This window comes from Nocardiopsis sp. NPDC101807, assembly GCF_044766605.1.
In the GTDB taxonomy this organism is placed as follows: Bacteria; Actinomycetota; Actinomycetes; order Streptosporangiales; family Streptosporangiaceae; genus Nocardiopsis; species Nocardiopsis tropica.
Window position 1 is genome coordinate 606,221 of sequence record NZ_JBIWMK010000003.1, and the last position, 21,110, is coordinate 627,330.

20 protein-coding genes are annotated in these 21,110 nt (G+C 73.2%); 10 read left to right on the forward strand and 10 right to left on the reverse strand.

What is annotated here, in order from left to right; translation table 11 throughout:
- Positions 1-216: 216 nt before the first annotated feature.
- Entirely contained in the window at positions 217-1,446 is a 1,230-nt protein-coding gene (locus ACIRPH_RS12040) for an acyl-CoA dehydrogenase family protein (protein ID WP_402912896.1), read from the forward strand.
- A gap of 538 nt (positions 1,447-1,984) precedes the next feature.
- Here the strand turns inward: ACIRPH_RS12040 and ACIRPH_RS12045 are convergent.
- A complete protein-coding gene (locus ACIRPH_RS12045) occupies positions 1,985-2,290 on the reverse strand; it encodes a hypothetical protein (protein ID WP_402912898.1) in 306 nt (101 codons plus the stop codon).
- Between the two features lie 488 nt (positions 2,291-2,778).
- Positions 2,779-4,227, reverse strand: a complete 1,449-nt coding sequence (locus ACIRPH_RS12050) for a helix-turn-helix domain-containing protein (RefSeq protein ID WP_402912900.1) — start codon at positions 4,225-4,227, stop codon at positions 2,779-2,781.
- Between the two features lie 219 nt (positions 4,228-4,446).
- Between ACIRPH_RS12050 and aceA the strand changes: the two genes are divergently transcribed.
- From aceA to ACIRPH_RS12065, 3 genes are all read left to right on the forward strand, one after another.
- Positions 4,447-5,745 (forward strand): isocitrate lyase, encoded by a 1,299-nt coding sequence (gene aceA, locus ACIRPH_RS12055; protein WP_402912903.1) that lies wholly within the window; start codon positions 4,447-4,449, stop codon positions 5,743-5,745.
- 260 nt (positions 5,746-6,005) lie between these two features.
- On the forward strand, positions 6,006-6,299 hold the full coding sequence (locus tag ACIRPH_RS12060) for a DNA primase (RefSeq protein ID WP_402912905.1): 294 nt from the start codon (positions 6,006-6,008) through the stop codon (positions 6,297-6,299).
- Between the two features lie 67 nt (positions 6,300-6,366).
- Positions 6,367-7,185: a CPBP family intramembrane glutamic endopeptidase gene (locus ACIRPH_RS12065; protein WP_402912907.1), complete on the forward strand. Its 819-nt coding sequence runs from the start codon at positions 6,367-6,369 to the stop codon at positions 7,183-7,185.
- Here the strand turns inward: ACIRPH_RS12065 and ACIRPH_RS12070 are convergent.
- Positions 7,154-8,455, reverse strand: coding sequence for a CynX/NimT family MFS transporter (locus ACIRPH_RS12070; protein ID WP_402912909.1), 1,302 nt, complete (start codon positions 8,453-8,455; stop codon positions 7,154-7,156). The genes ACIRPH_RS12065 and ACIRPH_RS12070 overlap by 32 nt on opposite strands.
- 168 nt (positions 8,456-8,623) lie before the next feature.
- Between ACIRPH_RS12070 and ACIRPH_RS12075 the strand changes: the two genes are divergently transcribed.
- Positions 8,624-9,325: a FadR/GntR family transcriptional regulator gene (locus ACIRPH_RS12075; RefSeq protein WP_402912912.1), complete on the forward strand. Its 702-nt coding sequence runs from the start codon at positions 8,624-8,626 to the stop codon at positions 9,323-9,325.
- Between the two features lie 159 nt (positions 9,326-9,484).
- On the opposite strand, the gene ACIRPH_RS12080 is transcribed toward ACIRPH_RS12075, so the two are convergent.
- Together ACIRPH_RS12080 and ACIRPH_RS12085 are read right to left on the reverse strand one after the other, a co-directional pair.
- Positions 9,485-10,252 (reverse strand): RraA family protein, encoded by a 768-nt coding sequence (locus ACIRPH_RS12080; protein WP_402913322.1) that lies wholly within the window; start codon positions 10,250-10,252, stop codon positions 9,485-9,487.
- 259 nt (positions 10,253-10,511) lie between these two features.
- Positions 10,512-11,420: an Lrp/AsnC family transcriptional regulator gene (locus tag ACIRPH_RS12085; protein ID WP_402912914.1), complete on the reverse strand. Its 909-nt coding sequence runs from the start codon at positions 11,418-11,420 to the stop codon at positions 10,512-10,514.
- 498 nt (positions 11,421-11,918) lie between these two features.
- On the opposite strand from ACIRPH_RS12085, the gene ACIRPH_RS12090 reads away from it, so the two are divergent.
- From ACIRPH_RS12090 to ACIRPH_RS12100, 3 genes are all read left to right on the forward strand, one after another.
- Positions 11,919-13,451, forward strand: coding sequence for an LCP family protein (locus tag ACIRPH_RS12090; RefSeq protein ID WP_402912916.1), 1,533 nt, complete (start codon positions 11,919-11,921; stop codon positions 13,449-13,451).
- A gap of 232 nt (positions 13,452-13,683) precedes the next feature.
- A complete protein-coding gene (locus ACIRPH_RS12095) occupies positions 13,684-14,394 on the forward strand; it encodes a cell wall anchor protein (protein ID WP_402912918.1) in 711 nt (236 codons plus the stop codon).
- A gap of 155 nt (positions 14,395-14,549) precedes the next feature.
- A complete protein-coding gene (locus tag ACIRPH_RS12100) occupies positions 14,550-15,335 on the forward strand; it encodes a hypothetical protein (RefSeq protein ID WP_402912919.1) in 786 nt (261 codons plus the stop codon).
- 67 nt (positions 15,336-15,402) lie between these two features.
- Here the strand turns inward: ACIRPH_RS12100 and ACIRPH_RS12105 are convergent, their stop codons facing one another.
- Positions 15,403-15,612, reverse strand: coding sequence for a dodecin (locus tag ACIRPH_RS12105; protein WP_402912921.1), 210 nt, complete (start codon positions 15,610-15,612; stop codon positions 15,403-15,405).
- Positions 15,613-16,150: 538 nt separating this feature from the next.
- On the opposite strand from ACIRPH_RS12105, the gene ACIRPH_RS12110 reads away from it, so the two are divergent.
- Positions 16,151-16,369 (forward strand): hypothetical protein, encoded by a 219-nt coding sequence (locus ACIRPH_RS12110; RefSeq protein WP_402912923.1) that lies wholly within the window; start codon positions 16,151-16,153, stop codon positions 16,367-16,369.
- A 90-nt stretch (positions 16,370-16,459) separates the two neighbouring features.
- Here ACIRPH_RS12110 and ACIRPH_RS12115 read toward each other — a convergent pair whose 3' ends face one another.
- From ACIRPH_RS12115 to moaA, 4 genes are all read right to left on the reverse strand, one after another.
- On the reverse strand, positions 16,460-16,711 hold the full coding sequence (locus tag ACIRPH_RS12115; RefSeq protein WP_402912925.1) for a hypothetical protein: 252 nt from the start codon (positions 16,709-16,711) through the stop codon (positions 16,460-16,462).
- A gap of 111 nt (positions 16,712-16,822) precedes the next feature.
- Positions 16,823-17,458, reverse strand: coding sequence for a molybdenum cofactor guanylyltransferase (locus tag ACIRPH_RS12120; RefSeq protein ID WP_402912927.1), 636 nt, complete (start codon positions 17,456-17,458; stop codon positions 16,823-16,825).
- A 51-nt stretch (positions 17,459-17,509) separates the two neighbouring features.
- Positions 17,510-18,697, reverse strand: coding sequence for an RtcB family protein (locus ACIRPH_RS12125; RefSeq protein WP_402912929.1), 1,188 nt, complete (start codon positions 18,695-18,697; stop codon positions 17,510-17,512).
- Positions 18,698-18,838: 141 nt separating this feature from the next.
- On the reverse strand, positions 18,839-19,846 hold the full coding sequence (gene moaA, locus ACIRPH_RS12130) for a GTP 3',8-cyclase MoaA (RefSeq protein ID WP_402912932.1): 1,008 nt from the start codon (positions 19,844-19,846) through the stop codon (positions 18,839-18,841).
- A 373-nt stretch (positions 19,847-20,219) separates the two neighbouring features.
- Here moaA and ACIRPH_RS12135 point away from each other — a divergent pair, with 373 nt between their 5' ends.
- Positions 20,220-21,056: a lysophospholipase gene (locus ACIRPH_RS12135; RefSeq protein ID WP_402912935.1), complete on the forward strand. Its 837-nt coding sequence runs from the start codon at positions 20,220-20,222 to the stop codon at positions 21,054-21,056.
- Positions 21,057-21,110: the final 54 nt, after the last annotated feature.

The window sequence follows — 21,110 nt, forward strand, 5'->3', positions numbered from 1 at the left end:
GGGCGGCCCGGCGCGCCGCGCCCGGGGGGCGGGGGGGGGGGGCCACGGCCGGCGGGCGCGTCGGCGCACCCGCCCGCCCGGGCGGGGGGGCCGCCCCCGCCGCCGCGGGCCCGCCCGCGCCCGGCGGGCGATTGTGCCTGGAAGATCCTGCTGTTACCGTTGGTAACACGCATTGACCGTCCCTCCCCCGGAGGGTCCGACAAAGGATGTAAGCGCATGAGTGAGGCCACCGCGCCCGCCTTCAGCCTGGAACCGAGCGAGGACGTCCGCGACGTCCGGGACTGGGCCCACGGGTTCGCCGCCGACGTCATCCGCCCCGCCGCGGCCGAGTGGGACGAACGCGAGGAGACCCCCTGGCCGATCATCCAGGAGGCGGCCAAGATCGGCCTCTACTCCCTCGACTTCTTCGCCAACCAGTGGCTGGAGCCGAGCGGGCTCGGCATCCCCGTCGCCTTCGAGGAGCTCTACTGGGGCGACCCCGGCATCGCCCTGTCCATCACCGGCACGGGGCTGGCCGCCGTCTCCGTCGCCTCCAACGGCACCCAGGAGCAGCTCTTCGAGTGGGTCCCGCAGATGTTCGGCAGCGCCGAGGACGTCAAGCTCGGCGCGTTCTGCTCGTCGGAGCCCGACGCCGGGTCCGACGTCTCGGCGATCAGGACCCGCGCCGTCTACGACCAGGCCAAGGACGAGTGGGTCCTGAACGGCGTCAAGACGTGGGCGACCAACGGCGGCATCGCCGACGTCCACGTCGTCGTCGCCTCGGTCGAGCCGGAGTTCGGCTCCCGCGGCCAAGCCTCGTTCATCGTGCCCCCGAACACCCCGGGCCTGTCCCAGGGCCAGAAGTTCAAGAAGCACGGCATCCGCGCCTCCCACACCGCCGAGGTCGTCCTGGAGGACGTCCGGGTCCCCGGTTCGTGCCTGTTGGGCGGCAAGGACAAGCTCGACGAGCGCCTCGCCCGCGCCCGCGAGGGCCGCAGCTCCAAGGGCCAGGCCGCCATGAAGACCTTCGAGGCCTCCCGCCCGAGCGTCGGGGTCATGGCGGTGGGCACCGCGCGCGCCGCCTACGAGTACGCGCGCGACTACGCCGCCCAGCGCGAGCAGTTCGGCCGCCCCATCGGCGAGAACCAGGGCGTGGCCTTCCTCCTCGCGGACATGGCCACCCGCATCGACGCAGCCCGCCTGCTGGTGTGGCGCGCCGCCTGGATGGCCCGCAACGGCAAGGACTTCACGAACGCGGAGGGCTCCATGAGCAAGCTCTACGCCTCGGAGACCGCCACCTTCGTCACCCAGAACGCCCTGCGCATCCTCGGTGGCAACGGGTACACGCGTGACTACCCCGTGGAGCGATGGCACCGCGACGCGTCCATCTTCACGATCTTCGAGGGGGCCAGCGAGATCCAGAGGCTCATCATCGGCCGCGCCGTCACCGGCCTGCCGGTCCGGTGACGTCCATGCGGGTCTGAACGCTGGTCGTGCCGGTGCGCCCCGGGTCCCGGGCGGGCCTCGTGCGGGGGGAGCGGGAGGGTGACCGGGTCCCGCCCCGAGGGGCCGCTGTTCCCCGCACGGGTGCCGCCGGTCCTGTTCCCGGCGACACCCGGCCGACCGGCGGATCCGCGCCGGCCGGCGGTCCCCGCGTGACCGGGTGCGCCGGGGCCGGGGGCCGCGGACGGAGCACCCGGGACCACGGTGGGGGTCTCCGGTCCTGACGGCGCGCCCGCGCCGGGAGCCCCGACCCCGCGCGACCACGGGAACCGCACCCCGTCTCCGGGTCGGACGGGGGCGGTTCTCGGCGTGCGCGTGACGTCACCGGCCGCGTACCGCGTTCACCCGCACGGCCCGCTCGGGGGCGGGCGCCGCGAGGTGATCCGTCCCCGGTTCCGGGTGTCGCGCGCGACGGCGCCCGGCTCGCGCTCCCGCGCTTCCACGCGCTCGTCGCCGCCGCTCCGGGAGGACCCGTGCCACTCCGCGGCCGCGTCAGGGCACCTCACGCGGCAGCGCGGGAAGCCTCCACCTCCCCGGCCGGACCGTACGCCGGCGTCTGGCGGGTGAGCCCCCACGTCAGCAGCACACGCCCCACGGTGCGCACACGGGCGGGGACCCGGGTCTCCAGGAACCGGCCCGCCGCGAAGTAGGCCACGGTGACGCCGCCGGACACGATCGGGGTCACCACCTCGGCCAGCGACCCCTCGGGGATGACGATCCCCCGTGAGCTGGCGTAGTGGACGGCAGCGGCGACGATGACGCCGACGATGACGGGGATCAGGGTGCGGATGTTCGCGGGCAGGTTCATGGGCTCCCTCTCAGGGGTGTCGCAGGGAACGGGGCGGCGCACCACGCGAAGCGGTTCCCCCTCGGCGGAGCACCGGCACACGCACCGCCCGAAGGCGGTACCACTACCGGTACAGGCGGTTCGGGCAAACGACAAGGAGCTGGTACGCCCGGTACCGGCCCCCGAGGTGCGGTCGCTCCCGTCGCGAGGACCTCCGCGGCGGCCGACACGGCGGACGGCCGGCGTTCCCGGGCGGGCGCACCCGCGTCCGGCGTCCCCCGGCGCGGACGGTCACCCCGGCGGAGGGGCCGGGGAGGGCGCCGTCCCTCCCCCCGACGCCGACGGGGCCGCACGAACCGCCAGCAGGGGTCCGCCGTCCCCGGCGCGGCCGCCTCCGCGGACCCCTGGAAGGTCCGTCCGCGGGATCGCGGGGCCGTCCCCGCCACGGGCGCGCCGAGGGGTCGGGGCCCCCGGCCCCGACCCCTCTCCGCCCGTCCTCCTCCGGCGCCTCAGGCGCGGTCCTCCGCGCTGTGCTTCTCCAGGAACGTGTAGACGTCGTGCTCGTCCACTCCGGGGAAGGTGCCCGAGGGCAGGGCCGACAGCACGTGGGAGTGGGCGCGGGCCGACGGCCACACGTTGCCCTCCCAGCGGGCGGCCAGGTCGGCGGGCGGGTGCACGCAGCACTCCCCGGTGGGGCAGTTGGACTGGGTCCGGTTGGTGGTCTCCCGTCCGCGGAACCAGCGCGACTCCTTGTAGGGCACGCCGAGGGTGATGGCGTAGTTGCGCTCCCGGCTCGGGTCCACGTGCGCCACGCACCAGTGGGTGCCGTTGGGCTTGTCCGTGTACTGGTAGTAGATCGAGTAGCGGTCCGGGGAGGCGAACACCTGGCGCCCCGACCACTGGCGGCACATGCGCTGGCCCTCGATGGCGCCGGTCTCGTCGGTGGGGAAGACCAGGCCGTCGTTCTCGTAGGCCTTGTAGATGATGCCGGTCTCGTCGTTGCGGATGAAGTGGCAGACCAGGTCCAGGTGGCGGTGGGCCAGGTTGGTGAACCGGTGGGCCGCCATCTCGTAGGAGACCGAGTAGACGTCGCGCAGGTCCTCCACCGAGAGGTCGCGGGCGTGCTTGGCCTCCTGGAGGTAGGTGACGGCGGTGCTCTCGGGGATGAGGACGGCCGCCGCGAAGTAGTTGGCCTCGACCCGCTGGCGCAGGAAGTCGCCGAAGTCCCGGGGCTGGCCGTGGCCGAGCACCACGTGGCCGAGGGTCTGGAGGAGGATCGTGCGCGGGCTGTGCATGCCCAGCGTGGTCTCGCGCTTGAGGTAGATCCGCCGGTTGACGTGGTCGGTGAGGGAGCGCACCGAGCGGGGCAGGTCCTGCACGTACCTGAGGCTGAACCCGTGGTGCGTCGCGATCGCGAGTATCTGCCCCTGGGAGAGGGCGCCCGCGGTGTAGTTGACGGCGTCCAGGGTCTCGGTGGCCGCCTTCTCGATCTGCTCGAAGTAGTTGCCGCGCTCGCGCATCTGCCGGCGCAGGTCGGCGTTGGCCCGCCTGGCCTCCTCGGGGCTGGCCGTGGGCTTGGCGTGGCGCCGCTTGAGCTCCTCGTAGAGGCCGACGATGTGTTCGAGCACGTCGTTGGGGACCCTCTTGCCGACCTTGAGGTGGGGGAGGTTGAGCTCCTGGTAGAGGGAGTCGCGCTGGGCCTCCTCCACGGAGATCTCCAGTTGCGCGCGCCGGCTCGGGGGCTGCTTGGAGAGGAGTTCCTCGACGGAGACGCCGAGGGCGGAGGCCAGGGAGGTGAGGAGGGAGAGCTTGGGCTCGCGCTTGCCGTTCTCCAGCAGGGAGAGCTGGGAGGGGGCCCTGCCGACGCGTTCTCCCAGGTCGGAGAGGGTCATACCTCGCGCGCGCCGCAGATGACGGAGCCGCTGCCCAAAGGTGACGAGATCTAGGTCACCTGTCAAAGACGGTATTTCTTCAGCACCAAAGTACGCCATGGGTTCATCTTACGGAAAGAATCGATGATCTTCACACGATTTCAAGTGGAAAAGCTCTGGAACTTCACCAAGAATCATAGTTACCGGCGGGGAACATACGCCCAGGGCTCAGCCCCCTGGCCCTGAGCAGGAACCCCCTCGACCGGTGCGAACACCTTGGGGACTACACGTAAGGCGGGAACGAACATGGGCACCAGCGCTCGACGTCAGGAAGCCAGCGCCGAACTCCAGCGCGACTGGGAGACCAACTCCCGGTGGGCCGGTATCGAGCGCACCTACTCCGCCGACGACGTGGTCAGGCTCCGCGGTTCGGTCACCGAGGAGCACACCCTGGCCCGCCGGGGCGCCGAGCGCCTCTGGGACCTGCTCCACACCGAGGACTACGTCAACAGTCTCGGCGCCCTCACCGGCAACCAGGCGGTCCAGCAGGTCCGCGCCGGCCTGAAGGCCATCTACCTCTCCGGGTGGCAGGTCGCCGCCGACGCGAACCTCTCCGGCAGCACCTACCCGGACCAGAGCCTCTACCCCGCCAACTCGGTCCCGGCCGTGGTCCGCCGCATCAACAACGCCCTGCTGCGCGCCGACCAGATCACCTGGGCCGAGGGCGACGACACCGCTCCCGAGTGGCTCGCCCCGATCGTGGCCGACGCCGAGGCCGGCTTCGGCGGCGTCCTCAACGCCTACGAGCTGATGAAGGGCATGATCGCCTCCGGCGCGGCCGGCGTGCACTGGGAGGACCAGCTGGCCTCCGAGAAGAAGTGCGGCCACCTGGGCGGCAAGGTCCTCATCCCGACCGGCCAGCACGTCAAGACCCTGAACGCCGCCCGCCTGGCCGCGGACGTCGCCGGTGTCCCCTCCCTCGTCATCGCGCGGACCGACGCCCAGGCCGCGACCCTGATCACGAGCGACATCGACGAGCGCGACCGGCCCTTCGTGACCGGCGAGCGCACCGCCGAGGGCTTCTACCGCTTCCGCAACGGCGTGGACGCCTGCGTCGCCCGCGGCCTGGCCTACGCCCCGCACTCCGACCTGCTCTGGATGGAGACCGCGACCCCCGACCTGGAGGTCGCCCGCGACTTCGCCGAGCGCATCAAGGCGGAGTACCCGGACCAGATGCTGGCCTACAACTGCTCGCCGTCCTTCAACTGGAAGCGGCACCTGGACGACGCGACCATCGCGAAGTTCCAGCGCGAGCTGGGCCACATGGGCTACAAGTTCCAGTTCATCACCCTGGCGGGCTTCCACTCGCTCAACCACTCGATGTTCAACCTGGCCAAGGGCTACGCCCGGAACGGGATGACGTCGTACGTCGAGCTCCAGGAGGCCGAGTTCGCGTCCGAGGCCGACGGCTACACCGCCACCCGCCACCAGCGCGAGGTCGGCACCGGCTACTTCGACGCGATCAGCACGACCATCTCCCCCGAGGCCAGCACCACGGCTCTCACCGGCTCCACCGAAGAAGACCAGTTCTCAGCGGCTCACTGACCTGGTCTTCGTTCCCAGGGGTCCGTCCCTCCCCGCTTTCGTGGCTGGGGCGGGGCGGGACGGACCCCGCCCCCTGGCCGTCGGCCGTACGCGCTCCGTGTCACACGCGTACGGCCGGCGGCCTGTCCGTGTCCGGTTCCGGGCGTCCTCCGACGGGCGTTCGGGCCCGCGTCGCTTTGGCCGCCCGGCGTACCGGGACCTAGGCTGGCGACCGCGCGGGGTCGGCGCCCGCCGGCCCGCCACGAGACCAGGAGGCACCCGTGAAACTCCTCGACCCGCTCCTCGCGACCCTTCCCGTCCTGCGCCGCGTCCTCGCCGTGGGCGCCCTGTCGGCGTTCGTGGTCCTGGGCACCGCCGCCTGCGACGACGTCCTGCCGGACGTGGACACGGAACAGCAGGACGACGGCGACCAGGACGACGACGGTGACGACGGCAATGACGACGGCGGCGACGACGGTGACGGCGACGACCAGGACGACCAGGACGACCAGGACGATGACGGTGACGACGGCGGCGACGACCAGGACGACCAGGACGACGACGGCGAGAACTGACGCCGGGGAGCCCCGTCGCTGAACCCCCCGGTCACGCGTCCGGCGCACAGCGCGTAGATTGCGACGCGTGACCGACAAGATCCGAGCACCGCACACCGCCGAGGACGCGGGGACGCCGTCCTCCCCCACAGCGCCGCCGGAGCGGGGCCTGCTGCGATGGGAGGTCGTGTGCGTCCTCGCGCTCTCCCTGGGCGCGTCCGCGGTCTCGGCGATCATCTCCTTCGCGGGCGTGCTCACGGCGCCTGGGGGCCTGGCCGAGCAGACCGCGAGCCTGGTGAACCCGCGCGCCGACGCCCGCCCCTGGCTGGACCTGTCCCGCCAGCTGTACGCGCTGGTCTTCTCGCTGGCCCCGGTGCTGCTGGTGGCCTACCTCATGCGCCGCTCGGGGGAGTCCTCCCGCACGATCGGCTTCGACGTGCGCAGGCCGGGCTTCGACCTGGGCACCGGCGCCGCCCTGGCCGCGCTGATCGGCGCGGGGGGCCTGGCCGTGTACGTCGTCTCCTGGAACCTGGGGCTGACCCTGACGATCGTGCCCAGCACCCTGGAGGGCAACTGGTGGGACGTGCCCGTCCTCGTCCTCCAGGCCGCCAAGAACGGCGTCCTGGAGGAGGTCATCGTCGTCGGGTACCTGCTGCACCGGCTGGGCCAGCTCGGCTGGGCGCCGTGGAAGGCGGTGCTCGCCAGTTCGGTGCTGCGCGCCTTCTACCACCTCTACCAGGGGGTGGGCATGTTCTTCGGCAACCTGGTGATGGGGCTGGTCTTCGGCTGGTTCTACCTGCGCTACGGGCGGGTCATGCCGCTGGTGGTCGCGCACACCGTCATCGACATCGTGGCCTTCGTCGGCTCCGTGTACCTCATCGGCCGGATCGACTGGCTTCCCTTCTGAGCGCGCGGTCCCGGATGGCGTCCTCCAGGTGGCGTGGTCTGCCCAGCAGCAGGCCCACGCCCAGGTTGACCGCGACCAGGGCCACCACCAGGAGCAGCGGGGCGTGCCAGCCCCCGCTCGCCTCGTGCAGCAGGCCGAACAGGAAGGGGCCCGCGCCGCCCATCAGGTAGCCCAGGCTCTGGCTGGAGGCCGACAGGGCGGCGGTCCCCGCGCCAGTGCGGGTGCGCAGCGCGAAGGAGGTCAGGGCGAAGACGAAGCTGCCCATGCCGATGCCGACGAGGGTGGTCCACGCCCACACCCCCGAGAGCGGGGAGAACCACAGCCCGGCCAGGCCCGCGAGGTAGGCGGCGGCGAACACGACCACGAACGGCCGCTGGTCGCGGAGCCGGGTCAGCAGGGTGGGCAGCACCAGGGACATCGGGATGCCGAGGACGGTCAGGTAGGACAGGGCCAGCCCCGCCGTCTGGGGGGACATGCCCTGGTCGCGCAGCATCTGCGCGTACCAGCCGAACATGATGTAGGCCACCGAGGACTGCGTGCCGAAGTACAGCATGGCCTGCCAGCCGATGCCGGTTCCCAGCACCTGGCGGAAGCCCAGCGCCTGGGAGGGATCTGCGGGGGCGGGCTCGTGGCGCAGCACCAGCAGCCAGGGCACGGCGGCGGCGACGCCGAAGAGGGCGTAGGCGCCCAGGGCGATCCGCCACTCCCCCGTGGACTGCTCCAGGGGGACGGTGGAGGCGGCCGCGATGGTGGTGCCCAGGGCCAGGGCGGTGGTGTACACCGTGGTCATCAGGCCGACGCGCTCGGGGAAGTGCTGCTTGACCAGGGCGGGGAGGATGACGTTGCCGACCGCGCCGCCGGAGAGCGCCACGGCGCTCAGGGCGAGGAACATCCAGGGCTCGGGCGCCAGCGCGCGGGTGGCGAGGCCGACGGTGACGGCGGTCAGCGCGTAGACCAGCAGGTGGTGCTCCCCCAGTCGGCGGGCCAGGGTCGGGGTGAGGCCGCCGAAGAGGGCGAAGCACAGGACGGGGAGCGTGGTGAGCAGGCCGGCGCCGACCGCGGTCATCCCGAGTCCGGCGGTGACCTCGCCGAGCACGGGACCGACACTGGTGATCGCCGTGCGCAGGTTGAGCGCGGCGAGGGCGATGCCGGCCGCGAGGAGCAGGAGGACGGCCCGCGGCGGTCGGGCGGGGGTCGTGCCTGCGGGGGCGGTCGTGTCTGCGGGGGGACCGCTCGTCAGGGGCGTGTGGGGCGCTGATCCGGCGCTCATGGAAGGCGACTCGCAGATTCGTAGGATGACCGGATGTACTTCATGAGGATAACGCATTGCCGTTCGAGGCCAATTCCCGACGGTAACTGGTCTAAGCTCCGGCCTTAACCGTTCCGTACCTGTGCGCTGGCCCTGTCATCCGGCGACCCGCCCCTAGGAGGTAAACGCGTGCCCCTCGCCTCGACACGCCGGACCGGTCTCGTAGACCAGGTCATCAGTCAGTTACGAGCGCAGATCGACTCGGGTGAATGGGGCGTCGGCGACCGCATCCCCACCGAGTCGGAGCTCTCCGACCAGCTCGAGGTGGGCCGCAACACCGTGCGTGAGGCCGTCCGCGCCCTCGCCCACGCGGGCCTGCTGGAGATCCGCCAGGGCGCGGGCACCTTCGTCCGCGCCTCCAGCGAGCTCGGCGGCGCGCTCCGGCGCCGCCTGGAGCGCTCCCGCCTGCGGGAGAACCTGGAGGTGCGCCGCGCGCTGGAGGTGGAGGCCGCCAGACTGGCGGCGCTGCGCCACAGCGACGAGGACATGGCCGACATCGACCGGGCGATGGCCCTGCGCGAGGCCGCCTGGCGCGACCGCGACATGAGCGCGTTCGTCGAGGCCGACTTCACGTTCCACCGCTCGGTCGTCAACGCCACCCACAACACCCTGCTCATCGACCTGTACGACGACATCGCCCAGGTCGTGTACGCCAGCATCGCGCACACGGCGTACGAGCAGAACGACGGCGCCACCGACCAGCCCTCGTCCGAGACCGACGGCGTGGACCACTCGAAGCTGACCGAGGCCATCCGCTCCGCGGACCCGGCGGCTGCCGCCCGGGAGGCCACCTGCTACATCGACGAGCTGCTGTCCCTCACCGAGGACTGACGTCCGCGAACGCGCCCCGCGCGTCCCCGGTGCCACCGCGCGTGGCGGGCGCCCGGCCCCGTCCCCTCCGGGCGGGTCCGGGCGTTCGCGCGGCCGGGACGGGGCGACGGCGGGCGCGGGTTCGAGGGCGCCGGTTTGGCGCTCGCGCGCGACCGGGGCTCAGTCGCCCCGGTAGGCCTCGCCCACGGCCGGGCGCGGCCCCACACGGGGGCGCCCCGCCGCCGGGTGGCCCTCGGCCGTGAGCGCCGCGGTGTCGCGGCGCACCGCGCCCAGGGCACGGGAGCGCCCCGTGGCGGGCCGGCCCCCGCCCCCGGCTGCCCCCTCCCAGCCCGAGACCCGCGACGGGTCCAGGCCGAGCAGGTCCAGGGTGCTCTCTCCCGCGTACACGGCGTCGATGATCTCCTGCTCCCGGGAGAGGCTGCTCATGGTCTCGGCGATGATGGCGCTCACCTGCCCCCGGGGCAGGCAGACCACGCCGTCGTCGTCGGCGACGATCCAGTCGCCGCGGCGCACCGGCAGGGGCGCCGGGCCGCTCGCGGTCATGCTGATCTCCCGGCCGACGGAGCCGCCCGCCTCGTGGCCCGCCTCGCGGACGGCGACCCCGGCCCCGAACACGGGGAGCTCGCAGCGCGCGATGGCGGCGATGTCGCGGACGCACCCGTCCAGGACGATGCCGCTCACGCCGCGGGTCCGGGCGGCCACGGCGAGGATCTCGTCGACGTAGCCGTACTCGGCCTCCCCCGCCACGTCCACGACAAGGGCGGCCCCGGGCGGCGCCTGGGCCACCGCCACGTGGAGGGCGAGGTTGTCCCCCGGCGTACAGCGCACGGGAAAGGCGGTCGCGGCGAACGCTGCCCCCGGCCAGACCGAGAACAGGTGCGTGCCGAAGGGCCGGCCGCCGCAGCGGGCCAGTGCCACCGTTCCCACAGCCGTCAACGTCTTCGCAAGCGCCACGTCAGCCTCCCACTACACCCGCGCCCGGTGCGGCCGGCTCGGACCGACCCCCTCCATACTCACGGGTAACTTAAGCGTGACGCAAGGCATGCGCGGCGGAAACACGTAAAAATGCTACCGATGGTTACAGATGAGCCCGAAGCGCACGCGGCCTCCCACCCTGCGTCACGCACGGGGCCGGCCCCGACCGGGCCCGTGCCTGGTCGGGGCCGGTCGGCCCGGACGGCCCCGGTCAGCCGGGGATCCACTCCACCGGCCGCTCCCCGCCCCTGCGCTCCTTGCGCACGGACAGGTGGTCCCAGGTCTCCACGTAGCCCACGCCCGGCGCGGACCGCACCGACTCCAGCGCCTCCACCAGCTGGCAGCGGTCCGGGGCGGTGAGGGTGCCGATGACGTCGTAGCGGCCGAAGCCGCTGGCCATGAAGGAGACGCGGGGCATGCTCGCCAGGGCGGAGCCCAGCGCGTCGGCGTCGCCCCGGCAGCGCAGGCCGAAGCCCAGCTGCTCGTTGGCCCCCACCGCCGACGGCTCCACCAGCGCGGTCACGTGCACCACACCGGAGTTCAGGAGCCGCACGACCCGCGAGCGGGCCGCCGCCTGCGACAGGCCCACCTGTCGGGCCAGGTCCGCGTACGAGGCCCGGCCGTCCTTCAGCAACTGCCGAACCAGACGCCAGTCCAGGGCGTCCAACTCGATGTCGCGCAGTTCCCGCACACTGCTGTGGGCGTCCTTGAAGACGGCGTTGGCGCGGAAGACCTCCGCGCCCTCCACCCCCGGCAGCGAGCGGAGGTCGGTGAGCTCCTTGGCGAGGGCCCCGTCGTCGGCCACCCGCACCTGCGCGACGGCCGGGAACCTCCCGGCCGACTGCGCCGCGAAGGTCACCGCCTCGCGCTCGCCCAGCGCCTCCAGCAGCGGCCCCACGGGACCGCTGACCCGGAACGACACATGACCGAGGACCTCCATGCCCACGACTCCGGCGTGCAGCACCCCCACGATCCGGATCGCCCCCGACTGGACCAGCTGGCGCACTCTGGCGCGAACCGCCGTCCGGGACAGGCCGACTCCGTCGGCCAGCGCCTGGAACGTCGCTCTGCCGTCCCCCTGCAACGCGCGCATAAGCGCGGCGTCAACCGCATCAAGCACGATGGTGCCTTTCGTTCCCATGACGCCGCCCTTCCCCCGGACGACGCCCCCTCCTGCGGCCAGATCATCGCAGCTGCGGAGCCCGTTCACTACTGATCGCGAAAGAAATCGGTTGATTCACCCCTTTGATCGGCCCGAAAGCGTCATCCAATCCCCCAAGCACAGCGTCGAGACCACATAACAGACTTGTATAGAACATCCCTCTTGAGTGAGTAGTCGTGCGCACAACTCTCACAAAGCGCCACACTGAACGTGCGGACCCTCGCACACCGCTCCGGCAGGGCACACGTGCCCCGGATCGGGAGGCGTACCGCACCGAGCGTCCGACGTGAGGGGCGCCGCCGGGGAGGGTTCCCGGCGGCGCCCGCCGGACGCGGACCCGACAGGGGCCCCGGACACGGAGCCGGGCCCCGGGGCGTGACCGTCGCGCGGCGAGGGCGACGGGGGACAACCGAACGGGGCGGACCCAGCCGTCCCGATGCTGGAGAGGAATCGTCGGTGGCAGCGGAGGACGATCAGCGGGACGAGGCGCCCGCGCGCCTGAGTACGGGGCGGGCGCTGCTGTGGACCGCGGCGTCGGTTCCCCTCCCGGGCCTGGCCCACCTGCGCATGCGGCGCAGGGTCGCGGGGGCGGTGATCCTCGGCCTGTACCTGGCCGGGATCGCGGCCCTGGCCTTCTCGGCCTGGCGCATCGGCGCACACGAGTCGGGGCCCATGGCCCTGCTCGCCGGAATGGCGGTCCAGAGCCGCTGGCTGCTGGGCGCCATGGGCCTGGTGTTCGTGGCCGCGGTCCTGTGGCTGGCGGTCGTCCTCCACTCCTGGACGATCACCAGACCCACGGGGATGCCCTGGGGGCGGCGGCTGCTCAGCGGGGCCGTGGTGCTGGTCCTGTGCCTGGCCATCGCGGCGCCCTCCGCCCTGGCCCTGCACGGCGGGTACACGGCCCACGAGACCCTGGCCGACGTGTTCAGCGGCGACGAGGACCCCGAACTACCACCCCACGACGCGGCCGACCCCTGGAACGGGGCGGAGCGGGTCAACGTCCTGCTCATCGGCGCGGACTCGGCGGACAACCGCTACGGGGTCCGCACGGACACCATGATGGTCGCCAGCATGGACCCCGAGACCGGCGACGCCGTGCTGGTGGGCCTGCCCCGCAACCTGGAGAACGTGCGGTTCCCGGAGGACAGCGCCCTCGCCGAGCGCTACCCCGAGCCGTACGGCTTCGACCTCCTCCTCAACGACGTGTACCAGACGGTGGCCGAGGAGCCGGACGAGCTGGCGCTCAACCCCGTCGTGGGGGACCCGTCCGCCGACACCCTCAAGAAGGTGATCGGCTACAACGTCGGCCTGGACATCGGCTACTACGCGATGGTCGACATGATGGGCTTCCGCGACCTGATCGACGCCATCGGCGGCGTGCAGGTCCGCATCGAGGAGCCGATCCCCTACGGCGTGCACGGAGGGGTCCTGGAGCCGGGCCTGCGCAGGCTCGACGGCCACGAGGCGCTCTGGTACGGGCGGTCCCGGGTCAACAGCGACGACTACGGGCGGATGGGCCGCCAGGGCTGCCTGATCAAGTACGTCACGGAGCAGGTCGAGCCGACCACCATCCTGACGAGCTACCGCAGGCTCGCCGGCGCCACCAAGCGGACCCTGAGCACGGACATCCCCCAGAGCAAGGTGCCCGCGTTCGTCGAACTGGCCGACCTGGTCACCGACACCGGGCGGATGAGCACGTTCCAGCTGTCCCCGCCCCAGGTCAACACGGCCAACCCCGACTGGGACGAGGTCAGGGACCTGGTCGCCGAGGCGATCGCCGCCGGGAGCGGGGAGAGCGACGACATGCCCGACGAGGCCTCCCCCTCCGCCTCGCCCGAGGAGGGCGGCGAGGGTACGGAGGAGGCCGCCGGGGAGGGCGACGGCCGCACCGAGTGGCAGGAGTACACCGGTCTGGACGAGGAGGAGCCCGCCGACCCGGGCCGCCAGGTGGGCTCGCAGGCCACCGACCTGAACACGATCTGCCCCTGATCCGACCAGGAGCGCGACGGCGCCCGGGAGCCCTGCGGGTTCCCGGGCGCCGTCGCGTCCCTGGGGCCCTGCGGCGACCGGGCCCGCCGACCGCGCACCGGCCCACCCCGCCGGGAGCTCGGAAGACGTCCCCGCTGCCCCGCCGCGGTCCCGCTCAACCGTGACTGACCGGAGTCGGTCAGCTGCACCGGGGAGCGTTGCCGCCCCGCCCGGGCCGTGTGACTCTGACGCGGTGACCACCGCGCAGCTCTGGACCCTCGTCGCGCTGGGCGCCTTCCACGGCCTCCACCCGGGCATGGGCTGGCTGCTGGCCGTGTCCCGCGGCCTCCAGGAGGGGGGCCGCTCCGAGGTGCTCCGCTCCCTCCCCGCGGTCGCGGCCGGGCACGCGGGGAGCGTCGCCGTCGCCGCGGTCGCCGTCACCGTCACCGGCTCGGTGACCGCCTCGGTGCTGTTCCCCGTGGTGGGCGGGTCCGTGGTCGTCCTCGCGGGGCTGCTGATGCTGCTGTCGCGCCGGCACTTCCACTGGCGGGAGGTGCGCCTCCCCCTGTGGCAGGTCGCCGCCTGGTCGTTCCTGATGTCGTCCGCGCACGGGGCGGGACTCATGCTCATGCCGGTCCTGGCCGGCCGCCTCTCGCACGCGGAGGGGGGCGGCCACGCGGGGCACGGGGGGACGGCGCCGGACACGGCCGCGCAGGCGGCCCCGGCGGAAGCCGCGCCCGGTGCGCCCGACGGGGGGTGGTCCCTGTGGGACGCGACCCTGACCGGGCTGGCCGCGACGGGGGTGCACACGGCGGCGATGCTGTTCGCCTCGGGGGTCGCGGCCCTGATCGCCTACGACTTCCTGGGGGTGCACGCCCTGCGCTGGAAGGGGGTGACCATGGACCGGATCTGGGCGCTGACCCTGGTCCTGGGCGGCCTGTTCGTCCTCTGGTCGATCCGGTGACCCGCCGCGCGCCGCGACGGTAGGACGGAAACCGATGTGGGCAATATGTCCCTAGTGCCTGAAATCTGATGGAATATTCGGAGACTGACCACTCTCGACCGCGCGTCGGCGGCATCCGCACGCCGCCGGGCACGAACACGGAGGGGCGGAGGGGCATGACACACAGAAGCGCGCGGCCCGGGCGCCGCTGGCACGGGCTCCTGGCCGCCGTGGCGATCCTGGCCGTCCTCGCCCTCGTGGCGGTCGTGGGCGCCCGCTGGCTGGCCCGCAACACCGACGTCTTCCCCGTGTCGACCCCGTGGGGCCCGGAGTGCTCGGTGTGGACCGGCGAGGAGCAGGTGCGCCTGGACCGGGACCAGGCCCGGCGGGCGACCACGGCCGCCGCCGTCTCCGCCCAGGGCGACTCGGCCCCCGTCGAGGCCCCCGACACCGACGACATCCCGGACGCCGTCATGACGGTCCTGGAGGAGGGCCCGGAGGAGGACGCGGGACCCTCGCTGACCTGCCGGTCCGTCAAGGACCCCGACCTGCGGGTCCAGGAGGACCTGGAGCCCTCCGGCCTGACCCCGCGGGCCGAGGAGCTCAAGGACGGGATGGAGGAGCACTTCTCCGACCTCAGCCTCGGCGGGTACTACCCGGGCGGCTACGACACGGGGCACGGCGAGGGGTCCGCGCACTACGAGGGCCGGGCGATCGACGTCTTCTACCGGCCGGTCGACGAGGAGAACCGGCGCGAGGGCTGGGTGATGGCGCACTGGCTGATCGCGCACGCCCCGGACTACGCCGTCGACGTGATCATCTTCGACGACCGCATCTGGAGCACCTACTACCCGTCGCTGGGATGGCGTGACTACGAGGCGGACCCCGACAACGAGATCCTGCGGCACCTGGACCACGTCCACGTGGACGTCCAACGGGGCGAGGAGTCCCGGGGCGACTGACGGAGGACCGCGCGCGGCCGGGCCCGGCTGACCGGGCCCGGCCGCCGGCGCGTGCGGGCCCGGGGCGTCAGTCCTCCAGGCGGAACCCCACCTTGAGCCCCACCTGGTAGTGGGCGACGCCTTCCTCCTCGATGTGCCCGCGGATCTCGGTGACCTCGAACCAGTCCAGGCCGCGCAGCGTGGCCGAGGCGCGGTCGACCCCGTTGCGGATGGCCTGGTCGATCCCCTGCGGGGAGGTGCCGACGATCTCCGTGACGCGGTAGGTGTGGTGGGACATGTGGGACCCCCTGGGTAGTCGGTTGCGCGGTCGCGCACGGCGCGACCCCCGTTTCACTGCCTCCCCTGATTCCTCAGGAGCCACACAGGACGGCCCTCGGCCGGCTCGTTCCGAGGTCGGAGCGCCCCCGGGGCGCTTTACCCCCGACCGGGGAGCGCTTTGTACACGCGTGGGACGCACGTGACCGGGGTGGCGCGAAACCCCGCCCGGAAAGCGGCCTTTTCCCCGAGTGGCGTGTCAGGAAAGTCCTGAGCTGCGACCGAAGCCCCCTGCCCTACAAGACTCTCCCGAGACAACGTCGTAACTGACTCTTGACGTACACCGGGGGGCGTCGGTGTACATTGGGTCTAGCGCTTCGGTCCCCCGTCGAAGCGCGGGAGCGATGTTCCGAGCCCCCGTTGGAACATCGCGCGCGACGCCGGGTGGTTTGCCCCCGTAACCACCCGGCGTCGCCTTTTGTTCGCATTCGATCGGTGCACCGACCCGATCATGGCCCCGGCTTGACCGGGGCGGCCGTTCCGCTCCCTGGGGGTCACCATTGGGTAATACCGCTTCCGCCGCCCCAACGCGGTGCTCCCGGCGCGACTGCCGCGCCGAGGCCGCGTGGGCGCTCGTGTGGAACAACCCCAAGCTACACACCCCGGACCGCCGCAAGGTGTGGCTGGCCTGCGACGAGCACCGCGAGTACCTGTCCGGCTTCCTGGAGGTGCGCGGATTCCTGCGGGAGTGCGTCCCCATGGCGGAGTTCGAGGGCTGAGACGGGGCCGGACCGCGTTCTCCCGGTCCGGCCCCGCCCGCGTCTTCGGGGCGGGACCGGACCCACGCCGCCGCCCACGCCCCGGAGGGCTCACTCCACGGCCAGCCGCCAGGCGGCCAGGCGCACCCGGCCGTGGCCGAGCTCCCCTGCCCGGGAGAGCAGCCCTGGCCAGGGGGCGGGCCAGCCGTCGGCGCTCCCCGCCCGCTCCACGATGCCGAGGCCGACCAGGCCCATCGCCTCCCCCGCCGGACCCTCCGTCCGTGCCGCGGCCTCGAACACGTGCTGCGCCACCGAGGCCAGCGTCTCCCGCGGGACCGGGTCGCGCCCGAAACGCGGGTCCACTGCCTCGATCAGGTCCTCGGCGCCCCCTCCGGCCGGTCGGGGCGGTCCGGACGTCGACGCGGGGCGCCCAGGCGGGCGTCGGGCCGGCAGGGGCCGGGCGCGGACGCCGCGTCAGGGGGCCGGCGGCTCCAGGAGCCCCCGGGCCCGGGCGAGGTCCTCGGGGGTGTCGCAGTCGGCCGCGGCGAGGTCGTCGGCGGGGACCGGACGCGGGTCCAGGGGACCGAGCAGCCCGTACAGCGAACGGCCCGTGTACCCGGCGAGGGCGTCGCGGACGGCGTCGGTGCGCCACACGCCGGTGAGCCACTGCTCCCGGCCCGCGGGGTCCACGAACACGGCCCCGGACCCGTCCCGGACCGCGGCCCCCGCCAGGGCGTCCAGGTGCTCCGGGGCCAGGTGGGGCAGGTCGGCGGCGAGGAGGGCGAACCAGCCGGAGCGCACGTGGGCGATCCCGGCGCGCAGGGCGGGCACCGGCCCCGAGCCCGGCGGGTCCTCGCGCACGTAGAGCGCGCGGGGGCTCTCCCGGTGCGGGCCGACCACGACCAGGCGGGGGCCGGCCCCCCTTCCCGCCGCGCCGTGGGCGCGGACCGCGTCGGCCACGCGCTCCAGCAGCGTGCGCCCGGCCACGGCCAGCCCGGGCTTGTCGACGCCGCCCATGCGGCGCCCTCCGCCCCCGGCGAGGATCACCGCGTCGAGCGCCCCGGGGCGGTCCTGGCGCGGCGGCGTGCTCCGTGTGCTCGGGGTGTCCATGCCCCCAGGATGGACCACGGCGGGCCCCTCCGGCGAGGAGGGGCCCGGAGGTCAGCCCTTGACGCAGACCACCTGGCGCAGGTGGGCGACCACCTCGACCAGGTCGGTCTGGGCCGCGATCACCGACTCCAGGTCCTTGTAGGCGGCCGGGATCTCGTCGACCACGCCCCGGTCCTTGCGGCACTCCACGCCCCGGGTCTGCTCGACCAGGTCGGCCTCGGTGAAGGTCTTGCGGGCCTTGTTCCGGCTCATCCTGCGTCCCGCGCCGTGCGACGCGGAGTTGAACGAGGCGGGGTTCCCGAGCCCGCGGACGATGTACGTGCCCGTGGCCATGCTCCCCGGGATGATCCCCACATCGCCGGAGCCCGCGCGGATGGCGCCCTTGCGGGTCACGAGGACGTCCACCCCGTCGTAGGTCTCCTCCGCGACGTAGTTGTGGTGGCAGGAGATCCACTGCTCGAAGCGGGTGCCGGGGACCTGCTCGGCCAGGGTCCGGCAGGCCAGACCCATCATGACGTCGCGGTTGCGGCGCGCGTAGTCCTGGGCCCAGAACAGGTCCCGGCGGTAGGCGTCCATCTCCGGGGTCCCGGTGACGAACACCGCCAGGTCCCGGTCGGGCAGGTCCTGGTTGTGCGGCAGCGCCTGGGCCTGCTCGATGTGGTGGGAGGCCAGTTCCTTGCCGATGTTGCGCGACCCGGAGTGGAGCACCAGCCACACGGCCCCGCCGTCGTCCAGGCACACCTCCAGGAAGTGGTTCCCGCCGCCCAGGGTGCCCATCTGGCGCCGGGCGCGGGTCCGGCGGGGGCGCACCGCGGGGGCCAGGTCGTCGAACCCCTGCCAGAACCCGGCCCAGTCGGTCTCCCGCACGGTGGGGACGGTGGCGGGGTCGACCGGTTCGTCGTGGGCGTGGTACCCGACGGGGACGGCCGCCTCCAGGGCGGAGCGGAGCCGCCCGAGGTCGTCGGGCAGGCGCTCGGCGGTCAGGTCGGTGCGCACCGCGGTCATCCCGCAGCCGATGTCGACGCCGACGGCGGCGGGGCTGACGGCGTCGCGCATGGCGATGACCGAGCCGACCGTGGCGCCCTTGCCGTAGTGCACGTCGGGCATGACGGCGAGCCCGTGCACCCAGGGCATGCGGGTGACGTTGCGGAGCTGTTCCATCGCCGCGGCCTCGACCCCGTCGGGCGCGGCCCACATACGGATGGGAACGCGATCACCGGGAACTTCGGTGTAGGGCATGGTCAGGCCACCTCCCTTTCCAGATCTGGCCTGTGCGTCGTCGGTCCGGGCACGTGGCCGTGCCCCCGGACATCAAGCCAGAACGGGGGCGCGGCGGCAACGGGTTTTCGGACGGGGCTCCGGGCCGGGAGGGGCGGGCGGTCAGCCGCCGATGGCCGACATCGGGCGGGACGGCTGCAGGAAGCTGGGGTCGTTGATGCCGTGTCCGGGCAGCTTGGCCGAGACGGCCGCGGTCCAGCGCTCGGCGATCTCGTCGTCGGTGGCGCCGCCGCGCAGCAGGGAGCGCAGGTCGGACTCCTCGCGCGCGAAGAGGCAGTTGCGGATCTGTCCGTCGGCGGTGAGCCGGACCCGGTCGCAGGCGCCGCAGAAGGGCCTGGTGACCGAGCCGATGACGCCGACGGTGGCCGGTTCGCCGTCGGGGAAGCGGGCCCCGCGCACGTGGAAGAGCTCCGCGGGGGCGCTGCCGCGGGCGTCGCCGTCGGCGGGCTCCAGCGTGAACTCCGCCTCGAGCCGGCCCAGGATCTCCTCGGCCGTGATCATGGTGTCGCGCCGCCATCCGTGCTGGGCGTCGAGCGGCATCTGCTCGATGAACCTCAGCTCGTAGCCGCGTTCGACGCAGTAGCGCAGGAGGTCGGCGGCCTCGGCGTCGTTGACGTCGCGCATGAGGACGGCGTTGACCTTGACCGGGGTGAGTCCGGCGCGGGCGGCGCCGGCCAGTCCGTCGAGGACGTCGTCGAGCCTGCGCCGGCGGGCGAGGGTCTCGAACACGTCGGGGTCGAGGGTGTCGAGGGAGACGTTGACCCGGTCGAGCCCGGCCTCGGCGAGGGCGGGCGCCATACGGGCGAGGCCGATGCCGTTGGTGGTGAGGGCGGTCCGGGGACGGGGGGCGAGGGCGGTGGTTCCCGCGACGAGGCCGGGCAGGCCGCGCCGGAGCAGGGGTTCGCCGCCGGTGAAGCGGACCTCGGTGATGCCGAGCCGCGTCACCCCGATCCCGATGAGTCGGAGGAGTTCGTCGTCGGTGAGCAGGTCCGGTTTGGGCAGCCACTCCAGGCCCTCGGGGGGCATGCAGTAGGTGCATCGGAGGTTGCAGCGATCGGTGAGCGACACACGCAGGTCGGTCGCCAGTCGCCCATAGGAATCGGCCAGCACGGGCCCCACCCTCTCCAGTCCGAGTCATCGGGCTTGTCTTCTGGGCTATACCCGCCCGCGGGGTTCGGCAGAGATCAGCGTAGAAGATCCCTTTCATTACCAGACATCCTGATCACACCCTATGACGCATTTCGTTGTCGAACACGAAGTTGAAGCGGCTGGTAGGGCGATCGCACAGGTACGGGCCCGGTTCCGGAGGGCCGTGACCCGGGACGCCCCGGGCCCGGCGGCCCCGCCGGCCCGCCCCGGCCTCGTGTACACGGGCTCCGCGGCCCCTTAGGGTGACCATCCCAGAGAGCGTCCCGGCGGCACCCGTCGCCGCGGCCGGGACCGGCCGCCGCGGACGACGACGCGGACGAGGAGGCAGGACACGGTGATCACCACACGCGAGTGGGCCCTGGCGGGCGGACCCGACGGGTCCGGGAAGCTGGCGGCGAGGGCCTGGGCGCCGACCGAGGGCGAGCCGACGTGGCTGGCCGTGCTGGTCCACGGCTACGGCGAGCACCTGGGCCGGTACCAGCAGGTCGCCGCCGACCTGGTCGCGGCCGGCGCCGTCGTCTACGGGGCCGACCACCGGGGCCACGGGCTGTCGTCCGGGGAGCGGGTCCTGATCGACGACTACGCGAGCGTGGTGGAGGACGTGCACCGCCTGATCACGCAGGCGCGCACCGCCTACCGGACGCTGCCGCTGGTCCTGATCGGCCACTCGATGGGAGGGCTGGTCGCGTCGCGCTACGCGCAGGTCCACCCCGAGGCGCTCCAGGCGCTGGTGCTCTCCGGCCCCGTCCTCGGCCGCTGGACGGCCCTGGAGCAGATCGCCGCGGCCGAGCGGATCCCCGAGGCCCCCATCGACCCGGCCACGCTCTCGCGCGACCCCGCCGTGGGCGAGGCGTACGTGGCCGACGAGCTGGTGTGGCACGGCCCGTTCAAGCGGGAGACCGTCGACGCCCTGCTGGCCGAGCTGGAGTGGGGCGTCAGATCCGGGAGCCTGGGGTCGCTGCCGCTCCTGTGGGTGCACGGGGCCGAGGACCGCCTGGTGCCGGTGGCCGACACCAGGGTCGGCATCGAGGCGATCGCGGGCGAGGACTTCACCGCCCGGATCTTCCCCGGCGCACGGCACGAGGTGTTCAACGAGACCAACCGGGACGAGGTGATGGCCGAGGTCGTCCGCTTCGCCCAGCGGTTCGCGGTCGCGAACGTCACCCTCTAGGGCCGGGGGTCTCCCCGCCCTGCTCCCGCGCCCGCCGCCCCCGCTCACCTGCGC